Source organism: Collinsella aerofaciens, from assembly GCF_039752955.1.
Classification (GTDB): Bacteria; Actinomycetota; Coriobacteriia; order Coriobacteriales; family Coriobacteriaceae; genus Collinsella; species Collinsella aerofaciens_BI.
Genome location: NZ_JBDMHB010000004.1, coordinates 1 through 11791, shown reverse-complemented (window position 1 = coordinate 11791; position 11791 = coordinate 1). Strand labels below are relative to the sequence as shown.

Annotated in this window: 6 protein-coding genes; 1 reads left to right on the top strand and 5 read right to left on the bottom strand. The window is 62.6% G+C overall.

The genetic code is table 11. The annotated features are described in order from the left end of the window. From ABHR75_RS01770 to ABHR75_RS01750, 5 genes are all read right to left on the bottom strand, one after another. Positions 1–2457 (bottom strand): ATP-dependent Clp protease ATP-binding subunit (locus tag ABHR75_RS01770; RefSeq protein ID WP_346963492.1); only part of this gene is annotated, 2457 nt, incomplete at its 3' end. 192 nt (positions 2458–2649) lie between these two features. Then, on the bottom strand, positions 2650–3339 hold the full coding sequence (locus tag ABHR75_RS01765; RefSeq protein ID WP_346963491.1) for a TetR/AcrR family transcriptional regulator: 690 nt from the start codon (positions 3337–3339) through the stop codon (positions 2650–2652). Then, positions 3323–7780, bottom strand: a complete 4458-nt coding sequence (locus tag ABHR75_RS01760) for an acyl-CoA dehydratase activase (protein WP_346963490.1) — start codon at positions 7778–7780, stop codon at positions 3323–3325. Before ABHR75_RS01760 ends, ABHR75_RS01765 begins: the two co-directional genes overlap by 17 nt. Positions 7781–8042: 262 nt before the next feature. Next, positions 8043–8591, bottom strand: coding sequence for a DUF2798 domain-containing protein (locus tag ABHR75_RS01755; protein WP_117848029.1), 549 nt, complete (start codon positions 8589–8591; stop codon positions 8043–8045). Positions 8592–8904: 313 nt separating this feature from the next. Beyond that, positions 8905–10473 (bottom strand): threonine/serine exporter family protein, encoded by a 1569-nt coding sequence (locus ABHR75_RS01750; protein WP_346963489.1) that lies wholly within the window; start codon positions 10471–10473, stop codon positions 8905–8907. Between the two features lie 277 nt (positions 10474–10750). Here ABHR75_RS01750 and ABHR75_RS01745 point away from each other — a divergent pair. Then, positions 10751–11791 (top strand): IS110 family RNA-guided transposase (locus tag ABHR75_RS01745; RefSeq protein ID WP_346963488.1); only part of this gene is annotated, 1041 nt, incomplete at its 3' end.

Below are 11791 nucleotides of genomic sequence, written 5' to 3'. Positions count from 1 at the left end.
GCACAGGACGGTATCGCCCTCGCCCCACTCGCCGGCCAGAAGCTCCTCGGACAGCGGGTCCTCGATGAGCTTTTGAATAGCACGGCGCAGCGGACGCGCACCGTTGGTGAGGTCGGTACCCTCGGCCACGATCTTGTCATAGGCCGCATCGGTGAGCTTGATGTTCATACCGTTGGCAATCAAACGCTGACGCAGATCGTCCACCAGCAGGTGCGCGATCTTGGTGAGATTCTCGCCCGAGAGCTTCTGGAACACCACAATGTCGTCGATACGGTTGAGCAGCTCAGGGCGGAACAGGCGCTTGAGCTCGCCCATCGCGCGGCCGCGGATCTCACTCGAGGTGAGGCCCTGCTCGCCGGTGGTGCCAAAGCCAACGCTTGCATCCTGCGCAATCTCGCGGGCGCCCACGTTAGACGTCATGATGATCACGGTGTTGCGGAAGTCGACCGTCTTGCCCTGGCTATCGGTCAGACGACCCTCCTCCAGCACCTGCAGCAAGATGTTGAAGATATCGGGGTGCGCCTTCTCGATCTCGTCGAACAGCACGACCGAGTACGGATGGCGACGAACGGCCTTGGTGAGCTGGCCACCCTCGTCGTGACCGACGTAACCCGGAGGGCTACCGATGAGCTTGGAGACCTCGAACTCGCTACCGAACTCGGACATGTCGAAGCTGATGAGCGCATCCTTGTTGCCAAAGAGGTACTCGGCGAGCGTCTTGGCGAGCTCGGTCTTGCCCGTGCCGGTGGGACCCAGGAAGATAAAGCTGCCGCCGGGGCGACGCGGATCCTTGAGCGGCGAGCGGCTGCGGCGCACGGCCTTGGCAACTGCCTCGACAGCCTCATCCTGACCGATGATGCGGGTCTTGAGCACGCTTTCGGTCTGCAGCAGGCGACGGCTCTCGCTCTCGGTGAGCGAGGAAACCGGCACGCCAGAGGTCACGGACACGATGTCGGCAATCTGACTCACGTCGATGGTGAGCGGGCTGGCGTCGAGCTCGGCGGTCCAGGCGGCCTTGGCCTCGGCGAGCTCAATCTCGGCGGCCTTCTGCTGCTCGGTGATCTCGGCGGCCTTGTTCATGTCGTCGCTCTCGGTGGCCTCCTGCGCGGCGGCCTTGAGCTCCTCTATGCGATGCTCGGCCTCGCGCACCGGCTCGGGCGCACGATTCGCGGCGATGCGAGCGCGGGCACCGGCCTCGTCGATGAGGTCGATGGCCTTATCGGGCAGGAAGCGATCCTGGATGTAGCGGTTGGAAAGGTTCGCGGCAGCCTCGATAGCGCCCTGCGTGTAGCGCACATGGTGGTGCTCCTCGTAGCGCGGCTTAAGCGCGGTCAGGATCTTGACGGTGTCCTCGACGCTCGGCTCCTCGACATCGATAGTCTGGAAGCGACGCTCGAAGGCTGGGTCTTTGGTGAGGTACTTGCGGAATTCCTCGGCCGTGGTGGCGCCAATAATCTGGAAGGCACCGCGTGCAAGCACGGGCTTGAGCATGGAGCTCGCGTCGATGGAGCCCTCGGCAGAACCGGCACCGATGATGGTGTGCATCTCGTCAATAAACAGGATGACGTCGTCAGCCTCGGTGGCCTCCTGGATCACGTTCTTGAGGCGCTCCTCAAACTCACCGCGATACTTGGCGCCCGCAACGAGGCCCGGCAGGTCGAGCGTCCAGATGTTCTGGTTCATGAGATTCTCGGGCACGTTGCCGGCAGCGATCTGCTGCGCCAGGCCCTCGACGATGGCCGTCTTGCCCACGCCGGGGTCGCCCAGGATAAGCGGGTTGTTCTTGGTGCGGCGCGAAAGGATCTCCATCATGCGCTGGACTTCCTTTTCGCGGCCAATCACGGGATCGAGCTCGCCGTCGCGCGCCTTTTGAGTGAGGTTGGTGGCGAACTGCTTGAGCGTGTCGGTGCCGCTCCCCTTTTGCTGAGAGGCATCCGAGCCGCTAAAGAACGGCAGGCCCGCACCGGGACGCCCGGCACCGGCGCCGGCGAGCGGACGCTTCTTGTCCTGGTCCTTGGCAGTGAGTTTCTCGATAGCCTTTTTGATAGAGGCGGACGACACACCCAGGCGCATGAGGATGTCCATGGCCATGCCGTTGCCCTCTTCGACGATGCCGATCAGCAAGTGCTCGGTCGACACGTAGGTCTGGTTATTCTCACGCGCCACGCGGAATGAACGCTCCATAACGCTAATGACGAGCGGCGTAAAGGCGAGCTTAGCCGCCTCGGTCTCCTCACTGGGCTCGGGAACCGTGGTCTGGACCTCCTTGAGGGTGTCCATGATGTCGTCGTAGGAGATATCAAGCGAGCGCAGTGCCTCGGCGGCAATGCCCTCGTCCTCCTTGGCAAGCGCGAGCAGCAGGTGCTCGGTGCCCACCTTATTTGAATGAAGATCGAGCGCCTCCTGTTTGGCCATCGACATGACCTTGCGCGCTCGATCGGTAAATCTATCTAACATGCTCGTTTCCTTACATGAGTTCATCGAAATCAAAACGCCCGCCCGTCGGCGGCGCTTTTGTCTCTTTACCCACAGGTTGTCTATGTTAACAGCTGAAGGAATATCTATAAACCCGGCTCACATGAATGCAGGTTATGACCGCATCGCGGGACTCACCGCGCGATGCGCGACAGGCGCCCCGCAAGAGAAACCCTAGGCGTCTTTCACCACGTCGGGACTCGTCGCACGCGATGCGCGATAGGCATCGGCCTCCTTGGAGACGCGTTCGAGCAGCTCGGATGTATCGACGCCCTCGACTTGCGCGACCGTTTCCACCGTCTGCATGGCGACCGCCCTCAGGTACGCGCACGCGCTGTCCCCCAGCTGCTCGAGGTCTATCTCCTCGCCGCCCTCCCGGGCAAAGCCGACCGCCATCACAAAGTCCATGATGCCCGAGACCAGAAAGCCCACCGCAAAGCTCGAATCTGCCTTGAGCTCTTCTCCGTCGGGGTGGACGATCTCTCTCACGCGGTCGATGATGATCGTATGGATGCCCTGCACGACCTGCTCGGCGGCACCCGCCCTCATGGTGATGACGATGCGCCGCAGCAGGCAGCGGACGTCGCGCCGGTCGAACGCCGAAAGGTCGCCCTCGCTCGAAAAATGCCAGAGGGCATCGGTGATGAGCTCGTTATCCTGCAGCAGCTGGGCTATGGCGATGGCGACGAGTTCATCGAAATCGTGAAAATAGTAGTAAAACGTTCCGCGATTGCACTGGGCGGCGCGGGTCACCTCGCCAACCGACAGCTCGAAGATGCTGTTGTTCTCGATGAGCTCCCAAAACGCCTCGATGATACGGGTGCGTGCATCGGGCGCATCGGCGTCCTTACGCGGTCTCGCCATGCGCCTCACCGCACCCCTGCGCCTTGGCGTTCATGATGAGCATCTGAAGACGGTTCTCCACGTTGGCGAAGCTCACGTCGGGATCGTAGTCGAGCGGCAGGAACTGCGCCGTGGGATACTGCTCCTTGAGCGCATGGATGAGCCCGCGCCCCACGACATGGTTGGGCAGACACCCGAACGGCTGCAGGATCACGAAGTTGCGGCAGCCGCGCTTGGCGTGCTCGAGGATCTCCGCCGGAATCAGCACGCCCTCGCCCGCATCGAACGTATGGTGCAGGATCTTATCGCTCGCGCGCACGAGCTCGGGCATGCGCGTCGGCGGCTCGTAGAGCGGGCTCGCCGCGCCCAGGCGGTCGCAACGGTCGTGCGCGAGCTCGAACAGGTTGTCCGCCGTGGCGTACCAGGCCTTTTCGGGCAGCGACAGGTCGACGTGGAACTCGCGCGACTGCGCATGCTTGTAGAAATAGGTCTTGCGGATCACGTCGGTCATGCGCGCCTCGATGACCTCGAGCCCGTTGTCCTCGAGGTAGCGCTCGATCTCGTGGTTGGCGCCGAGATGGAAATTGAGCAGGTACTCGCCCACGATGAGAACGGTCGGATGCGGGTTCGAGCGGTCGTACGGAACGGCGTCCATGATCGCAAGCGCGCGTTTGAAGCCCGTCGCCTGGCCTCTCAGCCCGGAGCGCTCCATGCCCTCGATAACCTCATCGAGCGCGCGGTCGAACGCAGCGTCCGCCGCGCCCTTCTCGAGCTCGTAGGGACGGATGCGCCTAAGCATGGCCTCGAGGGCATCGATCATGGGAAGACCGTAGGCGATCTGGATGCTCGGGCCAAGGCCGAGCTTGAAGCCCGGATGCGCATTGTGGGCATCGACGTCGTCGTTGGTGAGCACCGGGACATAGTCGTATCCCGCGTCGTCGAGCGCGCGGCGCAGCAGGGGCATGTAGTGCGTCAGGCGGCAGTCGCCGATATACTTGCCAGTCACCACGGCGACGTCGTGCGGGTCGTACTTACCGCTCTCGAGTGCCGCGAGCGCCTCGCCGATCACGATTTGCGCGGGGAAGCAGATGTCGTTGTGCACATAGCGTTTGCCCAGGCGGATGGCATCCTCGCGCCCGATGTCAAGGGCCTCGGCGCGCACGCCCTGATTGCGCATCGCCGCGGTCATGAGCCTGCAGAACGCATGGGAGGTGTTGGGGACCAGCGCGATCTTGTCGTGCCGGTCGCGCTTGGTGTACTTGACCTTATACGGGTCGTCGAGCGGATGGACCGCGTGCACCCGGGCGCCCTCGGCACGCTCCTCCGCGCGACGACGGTTGACCGACTCGATAAACGAACGCACGCGAATGCCCATGGGACCGGCGACGTCGCTCTCATCGAGCTTGATCATCATCGGAACCTTGGAGCCCATCTCGCCCATCATGCGCGCGATCTCGTCGGTGAGATACGCATCGTGGCCGCAGCCGAAGCTGCCCATCTGCACGAGCTCGAGCTCGGGCGTCGATGCGACGATGACCGCGCACGACAGCATGCGCGCATGGTAGTTGTTCACGATGTCGATGCGGCTGTTGGAAAGATCGACGTTGCAGACCCCCGGCACCGCATCGGGCGTCAGCACGGGGATGCCGCGCTCAGAGAAGAGCTTGGGCAGCCCGTGGTTGACCAGCGGGTCGTTGTGGTACGGGCGCGAAGCGATCACCACCGCGTAGCCGCCGTCCTCGCGCACGTTCTCGAGCACCTGCCTGCCGCGCAGCTGCAGCTGGTTCTCAAACGTCTGCTGCGCGCGGTCCGCCTGCTCGGTCGCCTTGGCAACCAGGTCGGCATCGATATCGAAGGTCTCCTTGCACCACGCCTTGAGCTGGCGGTTTCGGTCGCCCTCGTCGTACCAGTGGAACAGCGGCGTATCGAACGGAACGCCGAAACGCTCCTCCGGGTTATCGGAATTGCGCATCACGTAGGGGTATCCCTTTACGACGGCGCACATCCACTCGCTGGTAGAGGCGGTGTTTTCGGTGGGCACCGTCGTGATGATGGGCATGAAGATGCGGTCGACGCCGGCGTCGACGAGATTGCGGATGTGCCCGTGGACGAGCTTGGCCGGGAAGCACACGGTGTCGGATGTGACGTGCGCCAGACCGCGCTCGTACATCGCCTTGGTGCTGCGTCCCGAGACGCGCACCTTAAAGCCGAGCGTGCTGAAGAACGTCGACCAGAACGGCATGGTGTCCCAGAACTCGAGCACACGGGGAATGCCGATCGTGACATCGCGCCCCCCGCAGACGGGAACCGTGGGGCACGACTCGAACAGCAGCTTCTCGCGGTCGACAAAGAGATTGGGGGCAGCCGCGGTCCGGTCGCGCCCCGTGCCGGGTGCATGTGCCTCGCAAGCACCCTGCGGACGCAGCTCCTCCGCCGCGGGAACCTCGCGCACGAGCTCATCCCATGAGATGGCGCCGCCGCGCGGGCAGCGATTGCCCGTGACGTAAAGCGAGCCGTCGCCAAATGCCACGACCGCGCGCTGGCAGCGGTTGTTGCACCGACGGCAGGTAACGCCGCCGAACTCGCGATGCTCGAAGCGCTCCACGGCATCGAGCCCGATAAACGACGTGCCGGCGTCGCCCTTGCGGCATTCCTCGCGCGCGAGCAGGGCGATACCGATAGCGCCCATCAGCCCCGGGTGGGGCGCACGCGTGACGGGTTTGCCCAGATACTGCTCGAATGCGCGCAGCACCGCGTCGTTTCGGAACGTGCCGCCCTGGACGACGACTTTGTCGCCCAGACGGTTGAGATTTGAAACGCGAATGACCTTGGTGAACACGTTCTCGATAATCGAACGGCAGAGACCGGCCATGATGTCGCCCGGACCCTTACCGCGCCGCTGCTCGGAAACGACGCTGCTGTTCATGAACACCGTGCAGCGGCTGCCGAGAACGGCGGGGGCTTTGGACGAAAATGCCTCGGTCGCGATATCCTCAACGGCTATTCCGAGGTTTTTGGCAAAACCCTCGAGGAACGAGCCGCAGCCCGCAGAGCACGCCTCGTTGACGACGATATCGGTCAGCACGCCGTGGTTGAGCCAGATGGCCTTCATATCCTGTCCGCCGATGTCGAGCACGAAGGTCGCATCGGGAACGCATGCGCACGCGGCGCGGGCGTGCGCGACCGTCTCGACCGTATGGTAGTCGGCGTGGAACGCGCGCGCGAAAAGCTCCTCGCCGTATCCCGTGGTGCCCACGGCATCGATCGCAAGCGTGACTCCCGCTGTCTCCCAGCGGTTCTTCAAGCTGACAAGACCCTGTTGGGCGACGTCGAGCGGTCTGCCGTTATTAGACGCGTAGAACGAATCGACAAGCTCACCCGCCTCATCGACCAGGGCGAACTTGGTCGTCGTGCTCCCCGAATCGATACCGAGCGCCACACGCACCGTCTCTCCGGGCGCATACGCATCCGGACCCTTTGCCGGCGTCTCTTTGCCATGGCGTGCCGTAAAATCCGCCTGCTCGGCAGGTGTGGCAAAAAAGGGCTGGGCAAGACGTCCCTCCCCGCTTGCGGGCGCGACCGTCTCGAGCTTATCCAGCCGGACAAAAGCGTCGGGAAGGTCGATCGGTTGGGACGATGCGAACATGTCGGTCAGCGACAGGGCGGCACCGCGCGCGACCATGATCTGCGGATCGCGCGGGACGATAACCTGATCGTCCGATAGATTCAGTTGCTCCCGGAACACGCGGACCAGTGTGGGGTTGTAGGCGAGCGTACCGCCCTCGAAGATTACCGGCGGCTCGATGTCGATACCCTGGGCCAGACCGCCGATCGTTTGGCGGGCGACCGCGTGAAGCGCCGAAAGCGCCAGGTCGGTGGTAGGAATGCCCTCGTTGAGCAGCGGCTGGATATCGGTCTTTGCGTACACGCCGCAGCGGCCCGAGACCTCGTGGACGGTCGTTCCCCGGCTTGCGAGCTGCTCGAACTCGCCCGATTCGGTGCCGACCCCCATGAGCTTTGCCATCTCGTCGATAAATGCACCGGTACCGCCTGCGCACGAGCCGTTCATGCGCATGTCGGCAACCTCGATGTCTCCCTTATCGTTGGTGCGGAAGAAGATCATCTTGGCGTCTTGGCCGCCCAGCTCGATGGCGCAGCGCGTCTGCGGATAGAACCTGCTGATCGCGAGCGCGTTGGCGACCACCTCCTGAACGTACGAGGCGCCCAGCGCGGTCGCGATATCGCGCGCACCCGAGCCGGTCACCGCAACGCGCAGTGACTCATGGGGAAAGCGCTCGGCGAGCTCGCCGAGCATGGCGCGCACGCTCGCTGTCTGACACGCCCCGTGGCGGCGATATCCCCACCACGCCTCGGTCATATCCTCGTGCATCGCGTAAACTTTGGTCGTCGTCGACCCTACGTCCAGTCCTACTAGCAACGCATAATGCTCCGTCTCTCGCATTTTTCCCGCTAGAGATATACCACTCTACGTAATACAACAGACTGTTGTATTTAAACTCCGTATAAAAAGCGGCTGCCGAAACGCTTCAGCAGCCGCCGAATGCACCAACAGATTGTTCTGCGCGCTAGCACGTCGGGCAACGGAGCAGCACGGGCCCTCCGGTCATGCGCACCGCTCACGCCCGCGATGTCGCCGAGAGAGCTATCCACGCTTTGGGCTCCAACCAAGCAAGTCGCCCGCGCTCAGCAGATCCCTAAGCGAGCTACTCGCACTCAGGAGCCATAGCCTGCTCCAAGAGCTCGGCATGCTCCTCCTCGAAAACCGTCCCCACAGGGAAGGCGCGACGGAAGACGAAGCGGGAAATCGGACCGGCTACCAAAAGGTTCCACGGCAGCGCCATCACAAAATTATGCGGGATGTTGATCATCCAGATCGCGGGCACGGAATACAGGTTCGCAAGGATGCCGCCGGGCATGTGCGTCAGACCCTCACAGGCACCGTACAGCGACATGATGATGACCATGGGAACGACCATGCAGGAGCTGACGGCAAGCGTCATGGCAAGCGGCGAACTCTTGCCCGGCGTGACCAGGAATTTAAAGGCGAAACCCTTGGCAAGGGGGCTGGCAACAAACCAGTCGCAGCACATGGCAAAAATGTAGGCAACGGGGAAGCCGAGCCACGCGGCGGCAACAACCTCGCCGTTGATGGCCCCATGCTGCAGGGCAACGTTGTAGATGCTCATCCAGAGCACCATGCAAAAGCACATGATAAAGGTGAACAGCAGGCTCTCTCGTTTGTTGATAGGCATAAAGGGCATTGTCCTTTCTGTGTTACGCCGCGGCACCACGCAACAAAAACGGGCGGGCAAGATGGAGCTGTTGGGACTTCATCTCGCCCGCCCGTGGTACGTGCGTCTGCGACTACTTATGTGGTGGAACTACCCTAACACGAACGGCGCGCGCTTCGTAAGCGTTGAGTTTATGAAGATGCAGGGCACCTATAATCCCCCGACCCCATAAGTTGCGGTGGAATACGGACTGTTTTGACCCTTTAAGCAACAATTCAGTCCCTATTTCACCGCAACTCATTTGGTGCAAAGTAACCTGTCCCCCTTGCACCAATTAGCTGGTATGGCGCCAGCGAGGGTCGGTGAGGGTTCTCGCCACGCCCAAGCCAACGGGCAGAAACGCCACGATGAGCACTGCGCGCACAAACCAGCCGAGCATGTTGACCGTGTCGAAGGTGCACATGTAATACATAGAGCGATAGAGATACAGACCGGGCACCATAATGACAATCGAAGGCACCGTGAGGGCGATGCGCGGGTAGGTGAGCTTGACTTCGGCCAAGCTTGCCAGCAGACCCGATACCAGCGCGCCGATAAACGCTGCTGCCTCGGGAGGCATTCCCGTGCTGAGGCCCAGGAAGGGAATCATCGTCGGCGCATCGACAAGGGTCAGACGCAGGGTATTGGACACGGCGCCGATCAACCCAGCTGCCGCGGCCATCTTTACCGGGCTGTTGAACATCACCGAGAAGCCGAATACGCCAACGAAGCTCATCACCACGCGCAGGAGCGTAAGGGCAAGCGGCGAAAGGCCCAGTGGGGCAAAGTCGTCCGGCGCCAGGCCAACACACTCGGCAACCATCCAACCTACGAGCGTCGCCATCACAATAATCGATACGGCATATGAAAGGCGCTCGATACCGCTTCGCATGTCGAGCTTGGCGATGTCGAGGCCCGCCGTAATGAGCGGAAAGCCGGGAATCACAAAGAGCATGGCGCCGATATAGCCTTCTTGGTGCGACATTGCCCCCGGTATGACCTGGCCAAGGCCGAGCAATGCCAGCAGATACGAAACGCAAGCGAGCGCAACGCCGGTCGTCAGCGCGCTGAACTGACCAAGGCCTTGCTTGAGAATATGGGAGCGGGCAAAGTTGCCGACACCCGCGCCCACAAACGCGCAGGCCATCTCGATAGGGCCGCCGCCGAGCAAAAAGACGAAGGCGCCGCAAGCACAAGCTGCCGCAAGGCCCTGTTGCCAGGGAGAGTAATCGGGTTTTGAACTCTCAACGGTCTTGAGCATCTCGTGGTATTCGTGCACCGTGAAGCGACGACCATAGGTCTCGATTTCCTTGAGAAAACTCTCCATCATCCAAATGCGATGGGTATTGACGCCCGTTGTGGGCAAGCTGACAACCTCATTAAAGCAGTGACCGTCTTCGATGCAAGTACACTCAAACGACAGGAGACTTAAGTCAACGTGGATGGTGACACCGAGTACGGCGGCAACACGATTCATGGTATCGCGCACGCGCCAGGCACCCGTTCCGCTTGCCAGCATAAGCATGCCGGTGCGGCAGATGATGGATGATTTATCGGTGAGCGGCGCATCGACGGCAAGCTCATCGCCTGCCGTCACGATCTGGTGCCAGTCAGTTTTCATATGGAGCGCGCCGGCACGAACGCCGTGGTGCATGGGGGCTCTCGAAAGCAGCGAGTTAAGGCGCAAAGACTGTGGGGGCTCCGTTGATTCGACCTCGTCCTCATCAGTCTCTTCATCGACCAGATCAAAGGAATCAAGCGGCGCTGGCTCGCGACGGTCGATCAGCTCCTCGTCCTCATCATCAAAGTAATTGAACTGATCGAGCATGTCCTCTTCGATTGCACGCTCGCTCGCGTCGTCCATATAGACGCTCCCTTCCTGCCGACTAACCCCCATCCTAGGCAGCAACGGCTAAAGGAAACATAAAAGAGACGGCTGTCATGCATGGAAGGCGCAAACCCCCAATGCGTCGGTAGATCCCCAACGACTAGGACTGTCCCCAAGTGCCAGCAGAGACGATATGAGCAGGACATAAAAACATTGAGAGCCCCTGCTGCATGAAAGACCGCGGATTAGGCCGACAATGGTGAGTGTCTAATTCAGCCGCGGCGGCCACGCCGCATTCATGGAAGGGGCTCCCATGCTCGATACTACCACCTTCGTCGGCCTCGACGTCCACGCCCGCTCGATAAAGGCAGTCTCCCTCGACGTCATGACCGGGGAGGTGCGCTGCGCGACCTTCGGCTACGACGCCGGGGCAGTCGCGGAGTGGGTGCGGTCCGTGGACCCAAAGGCCAAGTGCGTGTACGAATCCGGGGTCACGGGGTTCGACCTGCAGAAGAGGCTCTCCGGCCTCGGGGTCGACTGCGTGGTCGGCGCCGTCTCGAAGATGATCAAGCCCAGCGCGGACAGGCGCAGGAAGAACGACCGCAACGACGCCGAGTTCCTCGCCCGCATGCTGTCGGTCGGCAACGTGGTCGAGGTGTGGGTCCCCGACGACGAGTGCGAGGCCGCCCGCGACCTGACCAGGGCGCTCGAGGACGCGAGGGACGACCTCTCGCGCTCGAAGCAGCGGCTCTCCAAGTTCCTGCTCAGGCACGGGCTCGTCTTCGACGAGAGGACGCCCACCGGCCGCAGGAAGGGCAACTGGACCCGGGCGCACTGGTCCTGGATCGAGTCGATTAGGTTCGCGGAGGGGGCCGACAACGACGTGCTCGCCTACTACGTCGACGCGGTCAGGCGGGCGGCGGAGGAGAAGGCGAGGCTCGAGGGGCTCGTCGAGGCCGAGGCCCGCAAGCCCAGGTGGAGGAGGAGGGTCGACTCCCTGCGCTGCCTCAAGGGCGTCGACACCGCGACGGCCGCCGACCTCGTGTTCGAGGCCGGCGAGTTCTCGAGGTTCAGGAACGCCCGGTCGTTCGCCGCATGGGTCGGCCTGACGCCCTCCGAGCACTCCAGCGGGGAGAGCGACCGCAGGGGCGCGATCACCAAGGCGGGCAACAAACACCTGAGGAAGGCGCTGGTCGAGGCCGCGTGGCACTACCTGACGTGCTCGGGGCGGCCGAAGGACCTCGCCAAGGGCCAGGCCCCGGACCGGGTCGCCCGCAGGCATGCCGCCAAGGGCGTGCGGAGGCTGGTCGAGAGGCGGGAGGCGCTGCTCGCGCGCGGGGTCCACAACAACAAG